This is a genomic window from Allobosea sp. AAP35, assembly GCF_001295925.1.
GTDB lineage: Bacteria > Pseudomonadota > Alphaproteobacteria > Rhizobiales > Beijerinckiaceae > Allobosea.
Window position 1 is genome coordinate 1 of sequence record NZ_LJHQ01000068.1, and the last position, 22,498, is coordinate 22,498.

General features: G+C 65.5%; 23 protein-coding genes and 1 tRNA gene. 13 read left to right on the forward strand and 11 right to left on the reverse strand.

Annotation, left to right across the window (positions count from 1 at the left end; all coding sequences use genetic code 11):
* Positions 1 to 4 precede the first annotated feature (4 nt).
* Positions 5 to 79, reverse strand: a tRNA-Gly gene (locus IP69_RS19365).
* Positions 80 to 327: 248 nt separating this feature from the next.
* On the opposite strand from IP69_RS19365, the gene IP69_RS19370 reads away from it, so the two are divergent.
* The 4 genes from IP69_RS19370 to IP69_RS19385 all read left to right on the forward strand — a co-directional run bounded on the left by IP69_RS19370 (position 328) and on the right by IP69_RS19385 (position 4,117).
* On the forward strand, positions 328 to 870 hold the full coding sequence (locus IP69_RS19370) for a prolyl-tRNA synthetase associated domain-containing protein (protein WP_054144471.1): 543 nt from the start codon (positions 328 to 330) through the stop codon (positions 868 to 870).
* A gap of 80 nt (positions 871 to 950) precedes the next feature.
* Positions 951 to 1,850, forward strand: coding sequence for a thioredoxin (gene trxA / locus IP69_RS19375; protein ID WP_054144472.1), 900 nt, complete (start codon positions 951 to 953; stop codon positions 1,848 to 1,850).
* Between the two features lie 20 nt (positions 1,851 to 1,870).
* Entirely contained in the window at positions 1,871 to 2,542 is a 672-nt protein-coding gene (locus IP69_RS19380) for an LON peptidase substrate-binding domain-containing protein (protein ID WP_054144473.1), read from the forward strand.
* Between the two features lie 150 nt (positions 2,543 to 2,692).
* Positions 2,693 to 4,117 (forward strand): MFS transporter, encoded by a 1,425-nt coding sequence (locus IP69_RS19385; RefSeq protein WP_349236305.1) that lies wholly within the window; start codon positions 2,693 to 2,695, stop codon positions 4,115 to 4,117.
* 197 nt (positions 4,118 to 4,314) lie between these two features.
* Here IP69_RS19385 and IP69_RS19390 read toward each other — a convergent pair whose 3' ends face one another.
* From IP69_RS19390 to IP69_RS19420, 7 genes are all read right to left on the reverse strand, one after another.
* Positions 4,315 to 5,751 carry a homospermidine synthase gene (locus tag IP69_RS19390; protein ID WP_054144475.1) on the reverse strand — a complete coding sequence of 479 codons (1,437 nt, stop codon included), beginning with the start codon at positions 5,749 to 5,751 and terminating at the stop codon, positions 4,315 to 4,317.
* 132 nt (positions 5,752 to 5,883) lie between these two features.
* Positions 5,884 to 6,711: a phosphodiesterase gene (locus tag IP69_RS19395; protein WP_054144476.1), complete on the reverse strand. Its 828-nt coding sequence runs from the start codon at positions 6,709 to 6,711 to the stop codon at positions 5,884 to 5,886.
* Between the two features lie 111 nt (positions 6,712 to 6,822).
* Positions 6,823 to 8,154, reverse strand: coding sequence for an ABC transporter substrate-binding protein (locus IP69_RS19400; protein ID WP_054144477.1), 1,332 nt, complete (start codon positions 8,152 to 8,154; stop codon positions 6,823 to 6,825).
* 12 nt (positions 8,155 to 8,166) lie between these two features.
* The gene (locus IP69_RS19405; RefSeq protein WP_054144478.1) at positions 8,167 to 9,021 is read right to left on the reverse strand and encodes a carbohydrate ABC transporter permease; all 855 of its coding nucleotides are present in this window, start codon (positions 9,019 to 9,021) and stop codon (positions 8,167 to 8,169) included.
* A complete protein-coding gene (locus tag IP69_RS19410; protein ID WP_054144501.1) occupies positions 9,018 to 9,863 on the reverse strand; it encodes a sugar ABC transporter permease in 846 nt (281 codons plus the stop codon). The genes IP69_RS19405 and IP69_RS19410 overlap by 4 nt, the downstream gene beginning before the upstream one ends.
* Positions 9,864 to 10,064: 201 nt before the next feature.
* Entirely contained in the window at positions 10,065 to 10,601 is a 537-nt protein-coding gene (locus IP69_RS19415; RefSeq protein ID WP_054144479.1) for an N-acetyltransferase, read from the reverse strand.
* A gap of 291 nt (positions 10,602 to 10,892) precedes the next feature.
* Positions 10,893 to 12,038 carry a type III PLP-dependent enzyme gene (locus IP69_RS19420; RefSeq protein WP_054144480.1) on the reverse strand — a complete coding sequence of 382 codons (1,146 nt, stop codon included), beginning with the start codon at positions 12,036 to 12,038 and terminating at the stop codon, positions 10,893 to 10,895.
* A 566-nt stretch (positions 12,039 to 12,604) separates the two neighbouring features.
* Between IP69_RS19420 and IP69_RS19425 the strand changes: the two genes are divergently transcribed.
* Both IP69_RS19425 and IP69_RS19430 read left to right on the forward strand, forming a co-directional pair.
* Positions 12,605 to 12,817, forward strand: a complete 213-nt coding sequence (locus IP69_RS19425) for a type II toxin-antitoxin system VapB family antitoxin (RefSeq protein WP_054144481.1) — start codon at positions 12,605 to 12,607, stop codon at positions 12,815 to 12,817.
* The gene (locus IP69_RS19430; RefSeq protein WP_054144482.1) at positions 12,814 to 13,203 is read left to right on the forward strand and encodes a PIN domain nuclease; all 390 of its coding nucleotides are present in this window, start codon (positions 12,814 to 12,816) and stop codon (positions 13,201 to 13,203) included. The genes IP69_RS19425 and IP69_RS19430 overlap by 4 nt, the downstream gene beginning before the upstream one ends.
* An 8-nt stretch (positions 13,204 to 13,211) precedes the next feature.
* Here IP69_RS19430 and IP69_RS19435 read toward each other — a convergent pair whose 3' ends face one another.
* Entirely contained in the window at positions 13,212 to 13,775 is a 564-nt protein-coding gene (locus tag IP69_RS19435) for a glyoxalase superfamily protein (RefSeq protein WP_054144483.1), read from the reverse strand.
* A gap of 321 nt (positions 13,776 to 14,096) precedes the next feature.
* Here IP69_RS19435 and IP69_RS19440 point away from each other — a divergent pair, with 321 nt between their 5' ends.
* Both IP69_RS19440 and IP69_RS19445 read left to right on the forward strand, forming a co-directional pair.
* Positions 14,097 to 15,683: a glucan biosynthesis protein G gene (locus IP69_RS19440; protein ID WP_054144484.1), complete on the forward strand. Its 1,587-nt coding sequence runs from the start codon at positions 14,097 to 14,099 to the stop codon at positions 15,681 to 15,683.
* A 158-nt stretch (positions 15,684 to 15,841) separates the two neighbouring features.
* Positions 15,842 to 16,804, forward strand: coding sequence for a glutathione S-transferase family protein (locus IP69_RS19445; RefSeq protein WP_054144485.1), 963 nt, complete (start codon positions 15,842 to 15,844; stop codon positions 16,802 to 16,804).
* Between the two features lie 96 nt (positions 16,805 to 16,900).
* Here the strand turns inward: IP69_RS19445 and IP69_RS19450 are convergent, their stop codons facing one another.
* Positions 16,901 to 17,350, reverse strand: a complete 450-nt coding sequence (locus IP69_RS19450; protein WP_054144486.1) for a Fur family transcriptional regulator — start codon at positions 17,348 to 17,350, stop codon at positions 16,901 to 16,903.
* A 129-nt stretch (positions 17,351 to 17,479) separates the two neighbouring features.
* On the opposite strand from IP69_RS19450, the gene IP69_RS19455 reads away from it, so the two are divergent.
* The 5 genes from IP69_RS19455 to IP69_RS19475 all read left to right on the forward strand — a co-directional run bounded on the left by IP69_RS19455 (position 17,480) and on the right by IP69_RS19475 (position 21,616).
* Positions 17,480 to 18,391 (forward strand): metal ABC transporter substrate-binding protein, encoded by a 912-nt coding sequence (locus tag IP69_RS19455; protein ID WP_054144487.1) that lies wholly within the window; start codon positions 17,480 to 17,482, stop codon positions 18,389 to 18,391.
* Entirely contained in the window at positions 18,388 to 19,332 is a 945-nt protein-coding gene (locus tag IP69_RS19460) for a manganese/iron ABC transporter ATP-binding protein (RefSeq protein ID WP_054144488.1), read from the forward strand. The genes IP69_RS19455 and IP69_RS19460 overlap by 4 nt, the downstream gene beginning before the upstream one ends.
* The gene (locus IP69_RS19465) at positions 19,329 to 20,189 is read left to right on the forward strand and encodes a metal ABC transporter permease (RefSeq protein WP_054144489.1); all 861 of its coding nucleotides are present in this window, start codon (positions 19,329 to 19,331) and stop codon (positions 20,187 to 20,189) included. The genes IP69_RS19460 and IP69_RS19465 overlap by 4 nt, the downstream gene beginning before the upstream one ends.
* A gap of 201 nt (positions 20,190 to 20,390) precedes the next feature.
* Positions 20,391 to 21,233, forward strand: coding sequence for a metal ABC transporter permease (locus IP69_RS19470; RefSeq protein WP_054144490.1), 843 nt, complete (start codon positions 20,391 to 20,393; stop codon positions 21,231 to 21,233).
* Positions 21,234 to 21,370: 137 nt separating this feature from the next.
* Positions 21,371 to 21,616 (forward strand): hypothetical protein, encoded by a 246-nt coding sequence (locus tag IP69_RS19475; protein WP_156323555.1) that lies wholly within the window; start codon positions 21,371 to 21,373, stop codon positions 21,614 to 21,616.
* A 64-nt stretch (positions 21,617 to 21,680) separates the two neighbouring features.
* Here the strand turns inward: IP69_RS19475 and IP69_RS19480 are convergent, their stop codons facing one another.
* Positions 21,681 to 22,487 (reverse strand): transglutaminase family protein, encoded by an 807-nt coding sequence (locus tag IP69_RS19480; protein WP_054144491.1) that lies wholly within the window; start codon positions 22,485 to 22,487, stop codon positions 21,681 to 21,683.
* Positions 22,488 to 22,498 lie beyond the last annotated feature (11 nt).

Below are 22,498 nucleotides of genomic sequence, written 5' to 3' on the forward strand. Positions count from 1 at the left end.
GTCCTGGAGCGGGAGAAGGGATTCGAACCCTCGACCCCAACCTTGGCAAGGTTGTGCTCTACCCCTGAGCTACTCCCGCATCAGGACATGACCGCGCCGTTTCCGCCGCGGAGGCCGGCTTATTGCCCCAAAGCGGCGCGCAGTGCAAGCGCCTTGTTGCGCAACTTGCATCTTTTGCCGAATGACGTTCCTGGTCCTGGCTTTGCGGGCCCGACGGCCTCGCAAACGGCGCTTGTGGCACCCCTATCGGGGCGTTACGCATCGCGGCGAACCCTGCAAAAGCAATCCGCGAAACGATTCCGCACAGCCGAACCCGACACAAGGCCGATGTCCCAGACGCTTGCGACCACTGCCCCGCTGACGCCCGACGAACTCTGCGCCTATCTCACCGCACAGGGGCTCGCCTTCGAGCGCGTCGATCACGAGGCCGTCTTCACGGTGGCCGAATCGCAGAGCCTGCGCGGCACGCTGCCGGGGCTGCATTCGAAGAACCTGTTCGTGAAGGACAAGAAGGGCCGGCTTTTCCTGGTTTCGGCGCGGGAGAATGCCCGCATCGATCTGAAGCGGCTGCACGAGACGCTGGGCGCCAGCGGGCGGCTCTCCTTCTGCTCGGCGGAGGCTTTGATGGAGAAGCTCGGCGTCACGCCTGGCTCGGTCACCGCCTTTGCGGTGATCAACGACCGCGAGGGCGCGGTGACGATGGTGCTCGATGCCAACCTCGTCACCGGCGAGGACATGAATTTCCATCCTCTGATCAACACCGCGACCCTGCGGATTTCCCGCGACGACATGCTCGCCTTCTTGCGCGGGACCGGCCATGAGCCGCTGATCGTCGATTTGCCGGTTCCCGACGATGGACAGAACGGCTGATCCTCCCCATCTATGGGGCGGTCGCTGCGGCGGCCGCACCTGACCCCAGTTCAAGATCCGAGCGCGACGAAGGACGACCCATGCTGGTCAATAGCGATGCGGCCGAACAACCCGGCCTGATCAAGGATACGACGACGCAAGGCTTTCGGCAGGATGTCGTGGCCGAGTCGATGAAGCAGCCGGTGCTGGTCGATTTCTGGGCGCCCTGGTGCGGGCCGTGCAAGCAGCTTACCCCCGTGATCGAGAAAGTGGTCAAGGCGGCGGGCGGCAAGGTCAAGCTCGTCAAGATGAACATCGACGAGTTTCCGGAGATCCCGGGACAGCTCGGCATCCAATCGATTCCCGCCGTGATCGCCTTCAAGCAGGGCCAGCCGATCGACGGATTCATGGGCGCGCAGCCGGAAAGCCAGGTCAAGGCCTTCATTGAGAAGCTCGTCGGCAAGATGGGGCCGGGCGCCACGGAAGAGCTGATCGAGGCGGCCAAGGCTGCCGTCGAGGCGGGCGACGCGGCCGGGGCCAGCGAACTCTATGCCGGTGTGCTCGAGTTGGAGCCCGAAAACGTCGCGGCCATCGCCGGCCTGGCACGGCTGCATCTCGACATGGGCGATCTCGAAGGCGCCACCGGCATCCTGAGCATGGTCCCCGAGGCGAAGGCCGCCGATCCCGCGGTCGCGGCCGTGCGCGCCGCCATCGAGCTGGCGCAGCAGGCCGCGGCGCTGGGCGATACGAGCGAGCTCGAGGCAAAGGTCGCCGCCGATCCCAAAGACCATCAGGCCCGGTTCGATCTGGCACTCGCTTTGAATGCGAACGACCGCCGCGAGGAGGCTGTCGATCACCTGATCGCCATCATCAAGGCCGATCGGACCTGGAACGAGGATGGCGCCCGCAAGCAGTTGCTGCAGTTCTTCGAGGCCTGGGGGCCGATGGACGAGCACAGCATGGCGGGCCGTCGCAAGCTCTCCACCCTGTTGTTCTCTTAAAAACTGAGGAGCTGCCGCCGATGGGGATGAACGCCGTCTACAAGGGACCGGACGATTGCCCAGCGGTGATCCCGGTCTTCCCGCTGGGCGGCGCGCTTTTGCTGCCGCGCGGGCAGATGCCGCTCAACATCTTCGAACCGCGTTATATCGCGATGATCGACGATGCGATCAGGACCCACCGCATCATCGGAGTGATCCAGCCCGAGCCGGAGAGCGGGCGTCAATCGGCGATGCCGGCGCTGCTGCAGGTCGGCTGCCTCGGTCGCATCACCCAGTTCGCCGAGACCGGCGACGACCGCTACATCCTGACGCTGACCGGGGTCTCCCGCTTCCGCATCGCCGAAGAGCTGCCGGCGACGACGCCCTATCGGCAGTGCCGCGTCGCCTATGACGACTTCCTGCTCGATTTCACGGCCCGCGCCGGCGAGGACGAGGTCGATCGCAACGGCCTGCTCAAGGCGCTGCGCGCGTTTGCCAAGGCGAGCGACCTCAAGATCGACTGGAAGGGCGTCAATGAGGCGCCCAATGAGGCGCTGGTCAATGCGCTCTCGATGATGTGTCCGTTCGGGCCGCGCGAGAAGCAGGCGCTGCTGGAGGCGCCGAGCCTGAAGCAGCGCGCCGAGGTGCTGGTCGCGATCACCGAGATCGAACTGGCGCGCAATGGCGGCGACCCCGAGACGACGCTGCAGTGAGTCTCTCGCCGTTTCCCTCTCCGCGCCGTCATCCCGGGCGACCGAAGGGAGACCCGGGATCCATGCCGGAACCTTTAAAGTTCAGCGTTCCGGCATGGATCCGGGTCTCCCTTCGGTCGCCTGGGATGACAGCGCGTTTTGGTCCGGCTGTTGAAACCTCCAAAGGCTAGTGGTGAGATGAACGCGGCCACGGAGACAGCGGTCCTATCGCCTGTTCACTACCCGCCCCGCCGCGCGGTCACCGCCTGGCTGTTCTTCGACTGGGCGGCGCAGCCCTTTTTCACGCTGATCACGACCTTTGTCTTCGCGCCGTTCTTCGCTGCGGCGCTGGCTTCCGACCCGGCTCAGGGGCAGGCCCTGTGGGGCTATGCGACGGGATTCGCCGGCCTGTGCATCGCGCTGCTGTCGCCGCTGCTGGGCGGCATCGCCGACCGCACCGGGCCGCGCAAGCCCTGGATCGCGGTGTTCGGCGCGATGCTGGTGCTGGGCTCGGGCGCGCTCTGGTTTGCGGTGCCGGGTTCGCCCTGGGCAGTGCCGATCGCGTTGACCGGCTTCGTCATCGCGACCATCGGCGCCGAATTCGCGACGACCTTCAACAATGCGATGATGACGCGGCTCGTGCCGCCGGAGCGGCTGGGCTGGCTGTCGGGCACGGGCTGGGCGATCGGCTATCTCGGCGGGCTGGTGTCGCTGGCGATCGTGCTGGCGCTGCTGGCCGCCGATCCGCTGACCGGCCGGACGCTGGTCGGCCTGACGCCGCTGCTGGGTCTCGATGCCGCGGCGCGCGAGGGCGATCGCTTCGCGGGACCCCTGACGGCGCTTTGGTTCGTGATCTTCGTGACGCCGATGTTCCTGCTGACGCCGGATTCCGCGCGCACCGGCATGGGGCTCGCCGAGGCTGCCAGGGGTGGCGTCGGGCGGCTGTTGGCGACGCTGCGGGAGCTGCCGCGCCTGCCCTCGCTCGGGCGCTTCCTGCTCGCCAACATGGTCTACCAGGATGCGCTGGTGGCGCTGTTTGCCTTCGGGGGGATCTATGCCGCGGGCGTCTTCGGCTGGCAGACGATCGAGATCGGCATTTTCGGGATCATGCTGACGATCACCGGCACGCTCGGCGCCTGGCTCGGCGGACGGATCGATGATGCGATCGGCGGCAAGGCGGTGGTGCTCGGCGCGATTGGCTGCCTGCTGCTGGCCTGCCTCGGCATCCTCTCGCTGGCGCCCGACCGCATCCTGTTCGTCGTCGAGGCTGCGCCCGCGACGCCGGGCGACGGGCTGTTCGGTTCGCTGCCGGAGAAGGTCTATCTGGGGCTGGGCCTGCTGATCGGGCTTGTCGCGGGGCCGCTCCAGGCCTCGTCGCGCAGCCTGATGGCGCGGCTGGCGCCGCCCGACCGCGTGGGCGAGTTTTTCGGGCTGTTTGCGCTGTCGGGGAAGGTCACGTCGTTTCTCGGACCAACGCTGGTGGCGCTGGCGACGACGGTCTTCGCCAGCCAGCGGGCGGGGCTCGCGGTGCTGATCCTGTTCTTCCTCACCGCCGGGGCGCTGCTGGCGGGGGTGGCGGTGAAACGGGCGCCGTAGCGCCGCCCTCCCTTCTCCCCTTGCGGGAGAAGGTGGCCCGAAGGGCCGGATGAGGGGTCGCGCAGGTCGCAGTCATTGATCTTGGCCGACGGGAAGACGGTCGACGTAGCGCGACCCCTCATCCGTCAGCGCTTCGCGCTGCCACCTTCTCCCGCAAGGGGAGAAGGGAAGCGCGCATCGCCCGAGAATGACGGCTGTCACCGCACCAGAATGTTCCGGAACTGCCAGGGGTCGCTTTCGTCGATGTCTTCCGGGAAGAGGCCCGGGCGACCGTCGAGCGGGGTCCAGTCGGTGTAGTAGCCCTTCACCGGTCCGAGATAGGGCATCTGGATTTCCAGGCAGCGGTCGAGGTCCATCTCCTCGACCTCGACGATGCCGGCGGTCGGATTTTCCAGTGCCCAGACCATGCCGGCGAGCACCGCCGAGGTGACCTGCAGGCCGGTCGCGGTCTGGTAGGGGGCGAGCTTGCGGGTCTCCTCGGTCGAGAGCTGCGAGCCGAACCAGTAGGCGCCCTTCTCGTGGCCGTAGAGCAGCACGCCGAGCTCGTCGATCCCGTCGATGACCTCTTCCTCATCGAGGATGTGGTGCTTCTCCTGCGGGCGGCCGGCATTGCCGAACATCTCGTGCAGCGAAAGCACCGCGTCGTTGGCGGGGTGATAGGCGTAGTGGCAGGTCGGGCGATAGATCGCCTTGCCGCTGTCGTCGCGCACGGTGAAGTAGTCGGCGATCGAGATCGACTCGTTGTGCGTCACCAGGAAGCCGTATTGCGGACCCGGCGTCGGGCACCAGCTCCTGACCTTAGTCTCGGCGCCGGGCTGCATCAGATAGATCGCGGCCTGGGAGCCGGTTTCGTGGGTGCGGGCATTATCCGGCATCCACTTCTCATGGGTGCCCCAGCCGAGTTCGGCCGGCTGCACGCCCTCGGAAATGAAGCCCTCGACCGACCAGGTGTTTACGAAGACGCCCGGGGGCTTCGGGTTCTTCGAGCGCTGGGTGTCCCGTTCGGCGATGTGAATGCCCTTGACGCCAACCTGCTTCATCAGGCCGGCCCATTCCTCGCGGGTCGTCGGCTGCGGCACGTTGAGGCGCATGTCGGAGGCGATGTTGAGCAGCGCCTTCTTGGCGAGCCAGGAGGCCATGCCGGGATTGGCGCCGCAGCAGGAGACGGCCGTGGTCGAGCCGGGCTGGCGGGCGCGCTTGGCGGCGAGCGTCATCTCGCGCAGCGCGTAGTTCGAGCGCTCGCCCGGGCCCTTGGTCTCGTCGAAATAGAAGCCGAGCCAGGGCTCGTTGACCGTGTCGATATAGAGCGCGCCGAGGCTGGAGCAGAATTCCATGATGTCGCGCGAGCCGGTGTCGCAGGACAGGTTCACGCAGAAGCCCTGGCCGCCGCCGGCGGTCAGCAGCGGCTCAAGCATCGTCTTGTAGTTGTCGATGGTGACTGCTTCCTGGATGAAGCGGATGCCACGCTCGTCGAGAAGGTGGCGGTTCTCGTCATCGGGCGCGATCACCACGAACCGGCTCTTGTCATATGTCAGATGCCGCTCGATCATCGGCAGCGTGCCGCGGCCGATCGAACCGAAGCCGATCATCACGATCGGGCCGGTGATCTCTCCATAGACGGGCCAGTTGCTCATTCTCGGGTTGTCTCCTTGGATTCAACGCTGTTGGGGGTGGCCGCGCGGAGCCACCCCGGCTCCTATGGGGGAAGCGCCCTTTAAGTCAAATAACCACGCCGAGCCAGGATAAGAGCGGCGCTCCGCGACGGTCTAGTGACCGCCGGGATAATCGGCGTCGAGCACGAAGGGGTAGGGCCCCGGGAAGCGCTCGACATAGGACGTATGCGTGACGAAACCAGCGCCTTGCCGGAAGGAGTGGAGCAGATAGGCCGGCGGCTCCATGTGGAAGGTGGAGTCGCTGGTTTCCGCGAGGTCGAGCGTGACCTGATGGGTCACGCTGGGCGCGATCTGGGCGATGGTGCCGGCAAAGCGCGTCACGATCGGGCGATGGTGGTGGCCGCAGAGGATGCGCTCGATATTGGTGTGGCGCGCGACTAACCCTGCGAAGTCCTGCGCGCCGTCGAGCAGGCGGATGGCATCCATATGCGCGATGCCGCAGTCGAACGGCGGGTGGTGCATGAAGATCGCGACCGGCTTGCCGGCCGCTTCCGTCAGCGCCTTGTCGAGGAAGGACAGCCGCTGTGCGCAGAGCGCGCCGGCGCTCTTGCCGGGCTGCAGGGTGTCGAGGCCGATCAGCCGCATCGGGCCCATATCCGCGACGAACTGGACGAAGCCGCCATCAAGCACCTGACGCGAATCCAGCGCCAACCCGGCTGTCAGCGTCTCCCTGCGATCGTGATTGCCCGGAACGACCAGCACGGGAATGCCGAGCCCGTCGAGCATCGCGCGCAGGACCGCATACTCCTCCGGAAGCCCGCAATCGGTCAGGTCGCCGGTGATGACCAGCAGATCGGGGCGCGGCGACAGCCGGGCGACGACGTCGAAGGCGCGCTCGCTCAGCGCATTGGTCTCGGAGACGCGATAGGCGGGCTTGCCGCGCGGACGGATATGCAGGTCGGTGATCTGGGCGATGAGCATGGGGATGGTGTCCGGCACGCCGTCATGGCCGGGCTTGACCCGGCCATCTCAGGCAGAAAAGCGATGATGGGATGCCCAGCGCGAGGCCGGGCATCCCGTTGATGCGGCGTTTCAGTTCGTCGGCAGCTTCAGCGCGGTCTGCTCGACATAGGGGCGCATGATCTCGTCGGCGCCCTTCTGGGCGGCGACCAGCGCCTCCTTCGGCGTCTTCTTGGCCGAGAGCACGGCCTGCAACTCGTCCTCGATCGCCTTGCGGACGGGGACGGTCTTGTAGGTCGCGAACCACGGCTTGGCGACGTCGAGCTGCTTCACGGCGATACCAGCGTCGGGGTTCTTCTCGATAAAGGCCTTCATCTCTGGCAGGTCGTAGGCGGCCATGTTCGGTGCGAGATAGCCCGTGGCGCGGCTCCACCAGCCGGACTTCTCGGGCGCGGTCATCCAGTTGATCAGCGTCCAGGCGGCCTTGCGGCGCTCACCCTCGACGCCGGTCGGGATGACCAGCGAGGCGCCGCCGATCGGCACTTCGTTCTTCACGTTCTTCGGGACGAAGGCGACCTTATAGGGGAACTTCGCATTGTTGCGGATATGGGTCAGCGACCCCGTCGAGAGCAGCATCATCGAAGCCTGACCCGAGAGGAAGGCCGAGGAGACCGCGCCGCCCGCCTGAACGCCGGCAGGGTGGACCTTGTGCTTGGAGACGAGGTCGGACCAGAAGGTCAGGGCGCCGAGCATGGAGGGGGTGTCGTAATAGACCTCGCCGCCGTATTCGGCATTGAACCACTGGCCGCCATTGGAATGGGTCAGGGCCTGCAGGATCCAGCCGCCGTAATCATAGTTGGAGGGCATCATCATGCCCCAGCGGGTGACGCGGTCGCCCTCGCGCTTGGTCAGTTTCTTGGCAGTGGTGACCAGCTCTTCCCAGTTGGCGGGCAGCTTTTCAGGGTCGAGGCCGGCTTCCTTGAGATGGTCGGCGTTGACGTAGAGCAGCGGCGTCGAGTTGTGGAAGGGCACGCCATAGACCTGACGGTCGAGCACGGCATTGCCGTGCAGCGCGTCGAAGAACTGGCCCATGAACTGGTCGTTGGTCTTGCCGTCGGCCTTGATCAGCGCGTCCATCGGCTGGATCTCGCCCTCGATCTTGAGGTCGAGCAGGAAGTTGGCGGACATGATCACGGCGGCGGGCGGCTTGCCGGCCTTCATCGCGGCGCGGGTCTTGATCAAGGTCTCGTCATAGGAGCCGGTGTAGACCGGGGTCGCCTTGATCGTCGGGTTCTTCTCGTTGAACTCCTTGAGCAGGATGCCCATGTCGCGGGCGAGCTGGCCGTCGACGGGGACGGGGAAGAACAGCTCGATCTCGGTGGGGGCCTGCGCGAAGGCGGGCGAGAGCGCGAAGCTCGTGGCGAGCGCGGCGCCGGCCAGGACATTGCGTCTGGTGGTGGTCATGGTGGGCTTCCCTTACTTGATGCCGGAGGAGACGAAGGAGTTGACGAAGGCGCGCTGGAACAGCGCAAAGGCGATCAGCAGCGGCGCGCTGACCAGCAGGGTTCCCGCCGCGATGACGCCCCAGGCCTGAGCGCCTTCGGCGCCGCGGGTGAAAGAGGCGAGTCCGACGGTGAGCGGGCGCAGATCGGGAGAGTTGATCACCATCAGCGGCCAGAGGAACTCGTTCCAATGGGCCGTGACGGAGACGATCGAGAAGGCGACGAGCGAGGGCTTGGCCAGCGGCAGATAGATGAAGCCGATGCGCTGGAAGACGCTGGCGCCGTCGATCAGGGCAGCATCCTCCAGTTCGCGCGGGATCGCCCGGAAGGCCTGCCGCATCAGGAAGGTGCCGAAGGCCGAGGCGAAATAGGGCGCCATCACGCCCATCAGGCTGTCATAGAGGCCAAGCTTTGCGATCGTGGTCAGGTTGGGGACGATCAGCACGACCGGCGCCAGCATGAGCTGCAGCAGGAAGAGGTAGAAGCACAGCGTGCGGCCGGGAAACTCCAGGCGCGCGAAAGCGTAGCCGGCCAGCGTGATCGTGACGATCTGCACGGCCAGGATGCCGAGCGTGATGATTAGAGTGTTCAGGCCGTAGCGCGGGAAATCGGCCGAGGCCCAGGCCTCGCGGAAATTGGCGAGCGTCGGGATATAGGACGGGACCAGTGAGGCCATGCCCGCCCCGATGCTTTCGGGATTGAAGGCGGCGACCAGCATCCAGATGAAGGGCACCATCCAGAGGCCGGCGATCAGCAGCGTGGCGGCATAGCCCAGCTTGGGCGAGATTTCGCCGGTGGAGACGCCGGTGCTCATGCTGGCGGCGCTCATGCGTCCTTCTCCCCGAATGAGCGCTCGAGCGTGCGCAGGGAGGAGGCGGTGACGACGAGGAGCAGCGCCAGCATCACCAGCGTGCCGGCAGCGGCGCGGCCGGCGTCGTAGTTCTCCACCGCCTGCTGGTAAACGTAAAACAGCAACAGGTTGGTGGAATCGGAGGGGCCGCCCTTGGTTAGGACGAAGACATGGTCGACCTGGGTGACGACATTGAGCAGACCGATGACCAGCACGAAACCGATCGTTGGCTTGAGATAGGGCAGGGTGACGTAGCGCAGGCGCTGCCAGGGGCCGGCGCCGTCGATGATCGCGGCCTCATAGGCGTCTGCCGGCACCGCCTGCAGCCCGGCGAGAAAGAACAGCATGTAATAGCCGGCGTTCTTCCAGATCGTCAGCACCATGATCGACCAGAGCGCGATATCGGGATCGCCGAGCCAGTTGGGGCCGGAGATGGCGAGCTTGGCGAGGTGGTAGTCGAGCAGCCCGACATTGGGCAGGAAGAGGAACAGGAAGATCGAGGCCGCCGCGACCAGCGGGATCAGGACGGGCAAAAAGAACAGGGCCCGAAACAGCGCGTTGACCCGGCTCGACCGCGCCAGCGCCATGGCAAAGCCCAGCGCCAGGACGAGGCTGGGGATCACCGTGCCGAGCGCATAGACGAGGTTATTGCCCAGCGCCTTGCGGAAGGCGGGATCGGCGAAGAGCTTCAGGAAGTTATCGAGGCCTACATAGGCCTGCGGCCCGCCGACCCGGATCTGTCCGTGGAACGATTGCCACAGGACCTGAACGACCGGCCAGTAGGTGAAGAGCGCCAGAAACAGCAGCGACGGCGCCAGCATCGCGAAAGCGAGCAGAGTCGCCTGGCGCGGCCGCCAGCGGGGCGCGCTCCACTCGCTCGTCCTGCCTGCCGTGACAACCGACTGCGCCATGCACCCCTACCTTTGTCGGGGGTCATGGCGGGGTGCGACGACGAAGCGGTTACGTTTCTATGACGGATGCGTGACGGCCCCGGCGAATTGCCGGGGGCGTCCGACTTATCCTCAGGCGGCGCGGCGAACGGGCTCCGCCAGCGGTGCCGCCTCGTCCTGACGGCCCGTCGCAACGAGGACGCCCGATGCGCCGGCCAAGGCGCCATCGCGCAGATCAAGGCCAAGGAAGCGCTCGCGCTCGACCGGGCCGGGCATGGCGAGATCGCGGGTCAGGTCGCCGCAGAAGCCGAAGCGCTCATAATAGGCGGCATCGCCGACGAGCAACACGGCGCCGTGGCCGCGGCAGGCCGCGCGCCAGATCGCTTCGCGCATGATGGCGCGGCCGATGCCCTCGCCCTGAAGCTCCGGCGAGACCGCGAGCGGGCCAAGCAGGAGCGCGGGTTTGCCGCCGGCCTCGACATGCCAAAGCCGCACGGTGGCGACGACGACGCCATCGCGCTCGGCCGTCAAGGCGAGTCCCTCAGCCGGCAAACGACCCTCGCGGAGCCGCTCGCTCGACTTGGCCGTGCGGCGCTCGCCCAGGCAGCGGTCGAGCAGCGCCTCGCGGGCGAGAACATCGGCAGCGACTTCGTCGCGAATCGTGATCATGACGCACCTCCGGCCGGAGCGCCTGCGAACTCGCAGACCTTCCCGGCGCCGCGCCAACGCGGCCACAAGCAACAGGGATGTGTGGAAGAGGGTCCGGCGGGAGCCACGGCCGCGCTCTCCCTTCTTGGAGACGCGGACGCTCCGCCCGAAACCGCCGGGCGGCCTGCCGAACCTGGCAGGGCGCTTCGCCGGACCCGATGGGTGAGGGGCGCGGTTTAGGTCGCGCCACTTATCCTATGAGCATGATGTGGTCCGAAAACCGGTACCCACTTTTCGGCATCATGCTCTGCGTCAGATGACGTACTGCCTCAGCGGCGGAAAGCCGTTAAAGGCGACGGCCGAATAGGTCGTCGTATAAGCGCCCGTGCCCTCGATCAGCAGCTTGTCGCCGATCTCCAGGCTGAAGGGCAGCATGTACGGGGTCTTCTCGTACATGACATCGACCGAATCGCAGGTCGGGCCGGCCAGGATGCAGGGCACCGTCGCATCGCCGTCGCGGGCGCTGCGGATCGGGTAGCGGATCGCCTCGTCCATGGTCTCGGCGAGACCGTTGAACTTGCCGATGTCGAGATAGACCCAGGCGACCTGATCGTCCTTGGCCTTCTTCGAAATCAGCACGACCTCGGTCTCGATCAGGCCGGCATTGCCGACCATGCCGCGACCCGGCTCGATGATGGTCTCGGGCAGGCGGTTGCCGAAATGCTTCGACAGCGCCTGGAAGATGGCATCGCCATAGGACGGCACGCCCGGGATCGGCTTCAGATAACGCGCCGGGAAGCCGCCGCCCAGATTGACCATCGATAGCGAGAGCCCACGGGTGGCGCATTCCTTGAACACCGCCGAGGCGGAGCCCAGAGCGGAATCCCAGGCGTTGACGTTGGCCTGTTGCGAACCGACATGGAACGAGATGCCATGAGCGGTCAGGCCGAGGCGATGGCCGTGCTCGAGCACGTCGGCTGCCATATCGGGCTCGCAGCCGAACTTACGCGAGAGCGGCCAGTCGGCGCCGGCACCGTCGCAGAGGATGCGGCAGAAGATGCGCACATCCGACGCAGCCGTCTTTTCGGCCGAGCGGGCGACCTTCTCGACTTCCGCCGTGCAATCGACGGCGAAAAGGCGCACGCCGAGCTCCATGGCGCGGGCGACGTCACGCTCCTTCTTGATGGTGTTGCCGAAGGAGATGCGGTCGGCGGTGGCGCCGGCGGCGAGTGCGAGCTCGATCTCGACAACCGAGGCGCAATCGAAGCTGGAGCCGAGCTTAGCCAGCAAAGCGAGCACTTCGGGAGCCGGGTTCGCCTTCACCGCGTAGAAGACGCGCGTGTCGGGGAGGGACCGCGAGAAGGCATGATAGTTCTCGCGCACCACATCGAGGTCGATGACGACGCAGGGACCGTCATCGCGGCGGGAACGAAGGAACTCACGGATGCGCTCGGTCATGAGACGCGTCTCCCTTACGGCGCTGGCGGCGCCGATGCGACATGAAGCCGGCTTGAGTCGATCGAGCAATACACGACGCGTTGGAAACGCCGCGATTTGCCGAACGAAACGTCCGGACCCTGGTAACCGTCGCTTGGGGAAGCCCCCGCACGCCCGGCAATGAAGGACAAGCCTCTTCGGTGCTGATCTTTGGAGGACCAGCGAGACCAAAAAAAGCCCGTTCCGTCGTTGCTTTAAGCTGCGTCCCCCGTGGAGATTCGGGGTTCGCCGGTTTCGCCTCCGGCTGCCAGTCGCTGTTCGGTGACAGTTCCCTGGAGAAGGAAACCGGGAGCGTGATTTGAGGGGATATCCATCCCCCTCCATCCGTCTCCAACACCTGGCGGCTGTCCGGCCTCTTGTCCGGATGCCCACCGACTGACACGCGGCCACAGGCACGTGCGAATTGGGTGAGCTGCATATACGGACGATGGCCCGGGCGCACAAGGATTTTTTGAAGACGATGTTCGATTTGTCTGCGAGCCGGCCAATGTGTATGATTGACTCTTATCATACACATGAGGCTAGCGATGCGAACCAATATCGACATCGACGATGCTCTTCTCAAAGAAGCGATGGCGGCGACCGGATTGACCACCAAGAAGGCGACTGTCGAGGAGGCGCTGCGCCGGCTCTTGAAGGATGCCGAGTTACGTCAGGTGATCCAGGAGATGCGCGGTCTCGGTTGGGAGGGCGATCTCGACGCGATGCGAACCGATCGCGCTGTCGACCATCAGCCATGATCGTGGTCGACAGCTCCGTCTGGATCGGCCAGCTTCGATCGCAGAGCAGTCCGGCCGTGGCCGCGCTGGCGGCGATACAGGCTCCGACGCGGATCATCGTCGGCGATTTGGTATTGATGGAGGTCTTGCGTGGCGCGCGCGACGAGCGCCACGCGGAAAGCATTGAGCGGGCTATGCGGCGCTTCAAAGTCGAGCCGATGGTCGATGAGGCGCTCGCGATCGCTGCGGCCCGTCATTCGCGCATTCTGCGGCAGCGAGGTGTTACGCTTCGCAAGACGATCGACCTTTTGATCGCCACCTATTGCATCGAGCGCGGCCATACGCTGCTCCATCAGGATCGGGATTTCGACATGATAGCCCGGCACCTGCCTCTGGCCATCGTCTGACCCCCGCCCTATTCCCGGGCCTCGCTGAACCGGATCCGGTTCCCGAACGGATCGGGCACCTCCAGCAGGCGCCCTCCAGGGGCGTTGTCCTGAATGCGCGGCTTGGAATAGGGGTAGTGCTTGCCGATCAACTCGGCGCGGTAGGCATCGACGCCTTTCATCCTGACGAAAACGGTCGAGCCCGGGCTGGCGTCGCCATGATGCTCCGAGAGATGCAGGGTCAGGCCGGAGCGCGAGACCTGCATGTAGATCGGGAAGTTGGGACCGAAGCGGTGCTCCCAATCCAGCGTGAAGCCGAGGAAATCGAGGTAGAATTCCCGCGCCTTCCCGACCTCGAAAATCCGCAGGATCGGAATCCCCGTGCCGAGGTTGACGCCAGAGACATCGGTCTTGGCCGTGCCCGGTCCGTCGCGGTATTCACCGAAGCTGGCGGAGGCGGTGTTCCAGTCGGCAAAGCCGAACTGTCGTGCCACGAGTTCCAGTGATTCCGAGTGGGTGAGGTCAACCTGCCTCGAGGCCAACGCCTCGCGCAGGGTTCTGGCCATCAGCTTCGCGTCGCGAAAGCTGCGCATCGTCGTGATCCTTCACGTTGAGCAGACGAAACGATCAGGGCTCGCATTGCTGATGGCCGTCCACCGAACGATCGGGATCGGGAAACCATGTCGGGATGCATTCACCAGACCCTTGCGGGCGCGAGCGGCAGGCTGCATCCAGCCAGAGCCGAACACTAGAAAGCGCCGCCGCGACCTGTCAACGGCGCGCCTTGGGCGGGCCGCTATGTCGCTCGCGAGATGCTGCCCTAGACCGGCCCCAATTCCTCGCCTAAGTCACTGGCCGGCAAGCCTTTGATGGACCGCCTGAGATGGCGGCCGAGACCAGATGACGGACCCAACATGACTCTCCCCGACCGCCGCCGCGTCCTGGCGGGGCTTTCAGCCGCCCTGAGCCTTTCCGCGGCGCCTTCCGTCCTGCTGGCGCAGCAGCCCGCGCCGCAGCCCGACCCCTCCGCGCAGCCGCCGCAGCCGCGCTTCGGCTTCGAGGAGGTGGTGCGCCGCGCCCGTGAGATCGCGGCGGTTCCCTATGATCCCGGTCCGAACCTGCCCGAGCCGCTGGCGCGGCTGGATTTCGATGCCTGGCGCGACATCCGCTTTCGGCCCGATCGCGCGCTGCTCGCCCAGAACGGCTCGCCTTTCCGGATGCAGATGTTTCATCCGGGCTTCCTGTTCACCCGGCCTGTCGTCGTCAACGTCGTGCGCGACGGCGTGCCGACGCCGGTGCCGTACGCCGCCAATCTGTTCGACTACGGCCGGGTCAAGTTCGACAAGCCGCTGCCGGTCAATCTCGGCTTTGCCGGGTTCCGCCTGCATTACCCGCTCAACGATCCGCGCATCTATGACGAACTGATCTCGTTCATCGGCGCGAGCTATTTCCGGGTTCTGGGCCGCGAACAGCGCTACGGCCTGTCGGCACGTGGGCTGTCGATCGGCGCGGGCGGTGCCGGCGAGGAGTTCCCGATGTTCCGGGAGTTCTGGGTCGAGGCGCCCCAACCCAATGCGGAGCGCGTGACGGTCTATGCGCTGCTCGATTCGGCCTCCGTGACCGGTGCCTACCGCTTCCACATCTATCCGGACGTGGATTCGGTGGTCGATTTCGGGGCGACGCTGTTTCCGCGCAAGCCGATCGAGAAGCTTGGACTCGCGCCGCTCACCTCGATGTTCTTCACCGGCGAGAACGACCGCCGCTTCCATGACGATTTCCGCACCGAACTGCATGATTCCGACGGGCTGATGATCCATTCCGGCACAGGCGAATGGATCTGGCGGCCGCTGCGCAATCCACGGCAGCAGGCGGTGTCCTCCTTCGTCGAGCGCAATGTCCGCGGCTTCGGGCTGATGCAGCGCGATCGCGTGTTCGAGCATTACCAGGATCTCGACCTCAGCTACGAGTTTCGGCCGTCCTACTGGATCGAGCCGCAGGGCGATTGGGGCGAGGGCGTTGTCGAATTGATCGAGATGCCGACAACCGACGAGACCAACGACAACATCGTCGCGCTGTGGGCACCGAAGACGCCGCTGGAACCCGGCCGCGAGTTCTCCTTCAGCTACAAGCTGACGGCGATGCTGGATTCGAACGATCTGCATCCGGGCGGGCGCATCATCAACACCTATCAGGCCAAGCCCAAGGCGCTGGGCTCGGGCGAGCCGGTCAACGCCGGCGCGCGGCGCTTCATCATCGACTTCGCCGGCGGCGACCTCGATTATCATCTGCGGCAGCCGGAAAAGGTCGTGATCGTGCCCTCGATCGCCTATGGCCGGATCGACCGCGCCTTCATCGTGCCGAATCGGAAGACGCAAGGCTTCCGTGCCTTCATCGACATCGTCGTCGAGCCGGGGCAACTCGCGGAGATGCGGGCCTTTCTGAGGAGCGGAGAGAAGACGCTGACCGAGACCTGGAGCTATCCCTGGCGGGCGGAGGCGTAAGCGCGCAGCGCCGGCGCCCTCACGCTCCCGCGAGCGAGGGGAACGGCCGGTATGCCAGGGCTGTTGTTGCTACGGGTCCGCACTCGGGCCCGCCGTCGCGATGAAGCGTCCCGCGCGGGCAATCCTGAAGCTAAGGCTGCGGCCGCGGAGAATATGAGATGGGTCTTCTCGTCGATGGTCAGTGGCAGGACAAGTGGTACGACACCTCCAAGAGCGGTGGACGATTCCAGCGTCAGGACAGCGCCTTCCGCAACTGGGTGACGGCCGACGGCGCGCCTGGGCCGAGGGGGGAGGGCGGTTTCAAGGCGGAGGCCGGGCGCTACCATCTTTATGTCTCGCTCGCATGTCCCTGGGCGCATCGCGCGCTGATCCTGCGGGCGCTCAAGGGCCTCGAGCCGATGATCGACGTCTCGGTGGTGCACTGGCTGATGCGCGACGAGGGCTGGACCTTCGCGGAAGGCGAGGGCGTGGTGCCCGATCCGATCGGCGGAGCACAGCATCTTTACGAGGTCTATACGCGTGCCGATCCGCACTACACTGGACGCGTCACCGTCCCTGTGCTCTGGGACAAGCACAAGGGCACGATCGTCAACAACGAATCCTCCGAGATCATCCGGATGTTCAACACGGCCTTCGATGGAATCGGCGCCAAGGCCGGCGATTTCTATCCGCCCGCGCTTCGCGGCGAGATCGACGAGGTCAATGCGCGCGTCTACGACACCGTGAACAACGGCGTCTACAAGGCCGGGTTCGCGACGACGCAGGATGCCTATGAGGAGGCGGTCGGACCGCTCTTCGACACGCTTGATTGGCTGGAAGCGCGGCTGGAGACGCGACGGTTCCTGATCGGCGATACTGTCACGGAGGCGGACTGGCGCCTGTTCACGACGCTGATTCGGTTCGACGCCGTCTATGTCGGGCATTTCAAATGCAATATCCGGCGCATCGGCGACTATCCGCGGTTGAGCGCCTATCTGAAGGCTCTTCTTGAGGTCGAAGGCGTGAAGGAGACGGTCAATTTCGACCACATCAAGCGGCATTATTATGAAAGCCACGGCACCATCAACCCGACGGGGATCGTGCCGGTGGGGCCTGATTTGGAGGCGCTGTTGCGCGGGTGAGACCAGCGCGTCATTGCGAGCGCAGCGAAGCAATCCAGGAGGCGTCGCGCTTTATGATGCTGGATTGCTTCGCTGCGCTCGCAATGACGGTTGTGTCTAACCCTTCTTCCCCCGCGTGCCGGGAGGCTTCTTGCGCCCATAAAGCTCCAGCCGGTGGCGGACGAGTTCGTAGCCGAGTTCGGCGGCGATCCGGCGCTGCAGTTCCTCGATCGCGTCGGAGGAGAATTCGATCACATCTCCGGTCTCGATGTCGATCAGGTGGTCGTGATGCTCTTGGCCGGTGTGTTCATAGCGCGAGACTCCGTCCTCGAAGGCGTGGCGTTCGATCGCGCCTTGCGTCTCCAGCACCTTCATGGTGCGATACACCGTGGAGAGCGAGAGCGTCGGATCATGCGCGAAGGCGCGGGTGAAGATGCCCTTGGCGTCGGGGTGATCGTCGGCTTCGGCCAGCACACGCAGGATGAGCCGGCGCTGCTGCGTCATCCGCAGCCCGGCATCCCTGAGCTGGCCCTCAAATCCGGCCACGCGGCGTTCAGTCCCTGTCATCGCGCCGGCATAGCAATTCTGCGTCGCATGTGCAAAAGCGCTTTATTGCAAATGGCTCGCAACTGCATTGACAGATGCAAGTGGTTTGCAATAGCGTGCTGCATGAACAGGAATCCGACAGGAGACGGCATGCGTTCGCGTCGATCTTTCATCAGCTTGAGTGCGGTCGCGCTTCTGGCGGGCGGCCTGGCGATGGGGCCGGGCGCGGCGCTGGCGCAGGAGAAAAAACTGCGCGTCGTGACCACCTTCACGGTGATCCAGGACATCGCCCAGAACGTCGCCGGCGATGCCGCGATCGTCGAATCGATCACCAAGCCAGGTGCCGAGATCCACGATTATCAGCCCACGCCTCTGGATGTGGTGAAGGCGCAGCAGGCCGATCTCGTGCTCTGGAACGGGATGAATCTCGAACGCTGGTTCGAGCGCTTCTTCGAGAATGTGAAGGATGTCAGGAGCGCGGTGGTCAGCGACGGCGTCGTGCCCGTCAGCATCAATGAGGGACCCTATGAGGGCCGGCCGAACCCGCATGCCTGGATGTCGACGGCAAGCGCGCTGATCTATGTCGAGAACATCCGCAAGGCGATGTCGGAAGCTGACCCGGCACGGGCTTCGACTTATGCTGCCAACGCCAAGGCCTATGCCGACAAGATCAAAGCGGTCGATGCGCCGCTGCGGGCGCGGCTCGACAAGGTGCCGCACGCACAGCGCTGGCTCGTGACCAGCGAAGGGGCGTTTTCCTATCTCGCGCGCGACTATGGTTGGCGCGAGGCCTATCTCTGGCCGATCAACGCCGACCAGCAGGGCACGCCGCAGCAGGTGCGCCGGCTGATCGATCTCGTCCGCAAGAACAAGATCCCGGCCCTGTTCAGCGAAAGCACGATCTCGGACAAGGCCTCCAGGCAGGTCGCCCGCGAGACCGGCGCGACCTATGGCGGCGTGCTCTATGTCGATTCGCTCTCGGCGGAGGGCGGGCCGGTGCCGACCTATCTGAAGCTGCTCGAGGTGACCGTGGACACGATCGCGAAGGGCTTCGGCCAGTGAACGCTCTGGCGGTCGGGCTTCATGAGGGCACGGCCTCGATTTCCGTCGAGGGTGTCACCGTGCGCTACACCAACGGCGTCACGGCCGTGAATGACGCCTCCTTCGCGCTGGGCGCCGGTACGATCTGCGCGCTCGTCGGCATCAACGGCTCGGGCAAATCGACCCTGTTCAAGACGCTGATGGGCTTTTTGAAGCCGGCGCGCGGTTCGGTCTCGATTGCCGGGCTCCCCGTGCGCCAGGCGCTGAAGCGCGGTCTCGTCGCCTATGTGCCGCAGGCCGAGGAGGTCGACTGGACCTTCCCCGTCCTCGTCGAGGACGTGGTGATGATGGGCCGCTATGGCCATATGGGCTTCCTGCGGATCGCGGGCCGGGCGGATCGCGAGGCGGTCGATCAGGCACTGGCGCGCGTCAACATGCTTGAGTTCCGCACCCGCCAGATCGGCGAATTGTCGGGCGGGCAGCGCAAGCGGGTCTTCCTCGCCCGGGCCCTGGCGCAGGGCGGGCAGGTCATCCTGCTCGACGAGCCTTTCACCGGTGTCGACGTCAAGACCGAGGATGCGATCGTCGGGCTGATGCGCGAATTGCGCGACGAGGGTCGGCTGATGCTGGTCTCGACGCATAATCTCGGCTCGATCCCGGATTTCTGCGACCAGGTCGTGATCATCAACAAGACGGTGCTGGCGGCCGGGCCGACCGCGACGACCTTCACCCATGACAATCTCCAGCGGGCTTTCGGGGGCGCGCTGCGGCATTTCCGGCTTGGTGGGGCCGATCTGCATGATGACGAGGATGAACGGCGCGTCACCGTCATCACCGATGACGAGCGCCCGCTGGTGCTTTACGGCCGTCAGGACAGCGAGCGCATGGCTGGCGTCAAGGCAACTGGAGAACTGGCGACCGGCGAGACGGCGGATCCCGTCAAGGATCCGGCGGCGCCATGATGGAACTGCTGCTGGAGCCGTTCGCCTATCAATACATGGTCCGGGCGATCTGGGTCTCGGCGCTGGTTGGCGGGGTCTGCGCCTTCCTGTCCTGCTTTCTGATGCTGAAGGGCTGGTCGCTGATGGGCGATGCGCTGGCGCATGCGATCGTGCCCGGCGTCGCGCTCGCCTATCTGCTCAAGGTGCCCTATGCGGCAGGCGCGTTCTTTTCGGGGATGCTGGCGGCATTGGCCATGGCGCTGGTGCGGGTCCGCACGCAACTGCGCGAAGACGCCGTCATCGGCATCGTCTTCACCACCTTCTTCGCCGTTGGCCTTCTGATCGTTTCGATTAATCCCACTTCGGTGAACGTCCAGTCGATCGTGCTCGGCAACATCCTGGGCATCTCGGATGAGGACGTCATCCAGGTCGCGATCATCGCCGTGGTCTCGCTCGTCGTGCTGATCGCGCGCTGGCGCGACCTGATGCTGGTCTTCTTCGACGAGAATCAGGCGCGGGCGGTCGGCCTCTCGCCGACGCGGATGAAGATCCTGTTCTTCGTCCTGCTCAGTGCCTGCACGGTTGCAGCGCTGCAGACGGTCGGGGCCGTGCTGGTCATCGCGATGGTGATCACGCCCGGCGCCACCGCCTATCTGCTGTGCGATCGTTTCGGCCGGCTGATCTGCCTGGCCGTTGCGCTTGGCGTCGTCACCAGCGCGGCCGGCGCCTATTCGAGCTATTTCCTCGACGGCTCGACGGGCGGGCTGATCGTGGTGTTCCAGACCATCCTGTTCCTGCTCGCCTTCGTCTTCGCGCCCAAGCATGGGCGGCTCGCCGCAGCGCGGGCGGCGCGCGCCGTGGCGGAGACCGCGCCATGAGTTTTGCTCAGGAGGCTCGACGGTGTCCCCTTCCCCCCGCTTGCGGTGGGGGAGGGATAGGGATGGGGGGCGGAAAGCCGGAGCGCCGTCCTTTGTCGTTTTACCAGGCGGGACTGCCCCCCACCCCAACCATCCCCAACGCAAGCGGGGGGAGGGGGCAGGTTCGCGCCGACATCGCCCCATTCGGAGAGGGCTGACGCCATGAGCCTGATCGAAGCCTGGCTGATCGCACCGCTCTCGCATGAGTTCATGCAGCGTGGGCTCGTGGTCGCGGTGATCGTCGGCATCGTCTGCGCGGTGCTGTCCTGCTTCCTGATCCTCAAGGGCTGGTCGCTGATGGGCGATGCCGTCTCGCACGCCGTGCTGCCCGGCATCGTGCTGGCGCAGATCGCGGGCCTGCCGCTGGCGGCCGGCGCCTTCGTCGCGGGGCTGAGTTGTTCACTCGCCATCGGCTATCTCAAGGAGAACAGCCGGGTGAAGGAGGACACGGTGATGGGCATCGTCTTCTCCGGCATGTTCGCGCTGGGGCTTGTCATGTTCGTCAAGGTCGAAAGCGACCAGCATCTGCTGCATGTGCTGTTCGGCAACATGCTTGGCGTGCGCTGGGCCGACATCGCCGAGACGGCGGCGATCGCGGTGCCGACCATCGCGATCATGCTGGCCAAGCGTCGGGACTTCCTGCTGGTCGCCTTCGATCCCGCCCATGCCAGGGCGATCGGCCTGCCGGTGCGGTGGCTGAATTTCGGCCTTTTGATGCTGCTGGCACTGACCATCGTCGCCGCGCTGAAGGCCGTCGGCATCATCCTCGTGGTGGCGATGCTGATCGCGCCGGGCGCCATCGGCTTCCTGACGACCCGGCGTTTTGATGCCATGCTGGCGGTGGCGGTCGCCGCCGCGACGCTCTCCAGCGTGCTGGGCACGATCCTCAGCTTCCATCTCGACGGAGCGACCGGGCCCTGCATTGTCGTGGTCCAGGCCGTGTTCTTCCTGGCGGCCCTGGGCTTGAATCTCCGCCGGTCGGCGCGGCGGGCTGTCGTCGCCTGATCTGCGCTCGCGCATCCGTGATGCGTCCCGATGGAATAAAGCCCTTGCGCCTGCGTTTTGCTTCCGCCGGTCCTCTTGTGGAGGGGCGGGATCGAGGGGCGGACACCAATGGTCCACTCCGCATTCCAGGAGTCAAAATGACACTCGATGCCGATCAGCATCGCCGCGGCTTGTTGCGGATGCTTTTGGGGCTGCCGATCGCGGCGGTGCTCGGGGTCGCCACGACCACGACAGTCCATGCAGACGACGATGATGACGACGATGATCGCCGTCGCCGGCGGGTCCGCCGCAGAAGGCGCGATGACGACGACGACGATGATGATCGCCGCTCGCGCTGGCGCCGTTCGCGCCGCCGGGACGACGATGATGACGACGACGATTGAGTTCAGTCGCGTTTGAACGTTTCGGCCCCGCGCTCGCCATCGAGCGGCGGGGCCTTTGATTCATTCAGGCCGCCTGCTGGTCGGCATCGTCCTGTGCGCGGGTGACGGTGATGGTCTGGGCGAGGCACTGGCAGTTGAACTGGCTGGTCAGGAAGGCGATGTCGGCGGCATCGCGCCCGGTGGCGATCCGCACCATGCCTTCGACGGGAGCCAGACGGGTCGGATCGACCAACCACCAGCGCCCGTCGAGATAGACCTCGAAGATCGCGTGAAAATCCGGCGGATTAAGATCGAGCGCATAGGCGCTGACCGCGCGTGCCGGGATGTTGAGCGCCCGCGTCAGCGCGATGCCGAGATGGGTGAAGTCGCGGCAGACGCCGGCGCGATCGATGAAGGTCTGTTCGGCCGTGGTCTGGGCATGACTGACGCCATGGACATAGTCGAGATGCTCATGGAGCCAGTCGAGCACGGCGAGAATGCGGGCGCCCCCGCCCTGGATCGCGCAGAACTCGCGCTGGGCGAAGCGCATGAACTCGTCGGACGGCGAGAAACGGCTCGGCAGCAGATAGGGCAGGACGTCGAGCGGCAGCTCCGACCAGGCATGCTGGCGTGCATCGGCACCCAGCGGCTTGCGATCGCCATTGTCGACGAGTGCCTGGTACCGGATCTCGACCTGGCCGGAGAGGGCCGTGCGAAAACGGCGTTCGCCCGTGACCGGATCCTGGTCGCGTACCAGGAGGGCGTTGGAGGAAATCACCAGGCTTTCGGAGATGACCGTCTGGTCTGGCGAGCGAGCGGCCTCGATCGCAGCGATCACCTGCGTGTCGCTGTCGAAGCCATAGAGCAGCGTCGCCGCCACATTCAGTTTCATAGGTTTCCCCC

What these genes read in the sequence shown, in the direction of transcription:
- IP69_RS19370 (WP_054144471.1), top strand. Translation starts at nt 328, where the DNA reads ATGTCCCAGACGCTTGCGACCACTGCCCCGCTGACGCCCGACGAACTC.
- trxA (WP_054144472.1), top strand. Translation starts at nt 951, where the DNA reads ATGCTGGTCAATAGCGATGCGGCCGAACAACCCGGCCTGATCAAGGAT.
- IP69_RS19380 (WP_054144473.1), top strand. Translation starts at nt 1,871, where the DNA reads ATGGGGATGAACGCCGTCTACAAGGGACCGGACGATTGCCCAGCGGTG.
- IP69_RS19390 (WP_054144475.1), bottom strand. Translation starts at nt 5,751, where the DNA reads ATGAGCAACTGGCCCGTCTATGGAGAGATCACCGGCCCGATCGTGATG.
- IP69_RS19395 (WP_054144476.1), bottom strand. Translation starts at nt 6,711, where the DNA reads ATGCTCATCGCCCAGATCACCGACCTGCATATCCGTCCGCGCGGCAAG.
- IP69_RS19400 (WP_054144477.1), bottom strand. Translation starts at nt 8,154, where the DNA reads ATGACCACCACCAGACGCAATGTCCTGGCCGGCGCCGCGCTCGCCACG.
- IP69_RS19405 (WP_054144478.1), bottom strand. Translation starts at nt 9,021, where the DNA reads ATGAGCGCCGCCAGCATGAGCACCGGCGTCTCCACCGGCGAAATCTCG.
- IP69_RS19410 (WP_054144501.1), bottom strand. Translation starts at nt 9,863, where the DNA reads ATGCTGGCGCCGTCGCTGCTGTTTCTGGCGCTCTTCACCTACTGGCCG.
- IP69_RS19415 (WP_054144479.1), bottom strand. Translation starts at nt 10,601, where the DNA reads ATGATCACGATTCGCGACGAAGTCGCTGCCGATGTTCTCGCCCGCGAG.
- IP69_RS19420 (WP_054144480.1), bottom strand. Translation starts at nt 12,038, where the DNA reads ATGACCGAGCGCATCCGTGAGTTCCTTCGTTCCCGCCGCGATGACGGT.
- IP69_RS19425 (WP_054144481.1), top strand. Translation starts at nt 12,605, where the DNA reads ATGCGAACCAATATCGACATCGACGATGCTCTTCTCAAAGAAGCGATG.
- IP69_RS19430 (WP_054144482.1), top strand. Translation starts at nt 12,814, where the DNA reads ATGATCGTGGTCGACAGCTCCGTCTGGATCGGCCAGCTTCGATCGCAG.
- IP69_RS19435 (WP_054144483.1), bottom strand. Translation starts at nt 13,775, where the DNA reads ATGCGCAGCTTTCGCGACGCGAAGCTGATGGCCAGAACCCTGCGCGAG.
- IP69_RS19440 (WP_054144484.1), top strand. Translation starts at nt 14,097, where the DNA reads ATGACTCTCCCCGACCGCCGCCGCGTCCTGGCGGGGCTTTCAGCCGCC.
- IP69_RS19445 (WP_054144485.1), top strand. Translation starts at nt 15,842, where the DNA reads ATGGGTCTTCTCGTCGATGGTCAGTGGCAGGACAAGTGGTACGACACC.
- IP69_RS19450 (WP_054144486.1), bottom strand. Translation starts at nt 17,350, where the DNA reads ATGACAGGGACTGAACGCCGCGTGGCCGGATTTGAGGGCCAGCTCAGG.
- IP69_RS19455 (WP_054144487.1), top strand. Translation starts at nt 17,480, where the DNA reads ATGCGTTCGCGTCGATCTTTCATCAGCTTGAGTGCGGTCGCGCTTCTG.
- IP69_RS19465 (WP_054144489.1), top strand. Translation starts at nt 19,329, where the DNA reads ATGATGGAACTGCTGCTGGAGCCGTTCGCCTATCAATACATGGTCCGG.
- IP69_RS19470 (WP_054144490.1), top strand. Translation starts at nt 20,391, where the DNA reads ATGAGCCTGATCGAAGCCTGGCTGATCGCACCGCTCTCGCATGAGTTC.
- IP69_RS19475 (WP_156323555.1), top strand. Translation starts at nt 21,371, where the DNA reads ATGACACTCGATGCCGATCAGCATCGCCGCGGCTTGTTGCGGATGCTT.
- IP69_RS19480 (WP_054144491.1), bottom strand. Translation starts at nt 22,487, where the DNA reads ATGAAACTGAATGTGGCGGCGACGCTGCTCTATGGCTTCGACAGCGAC.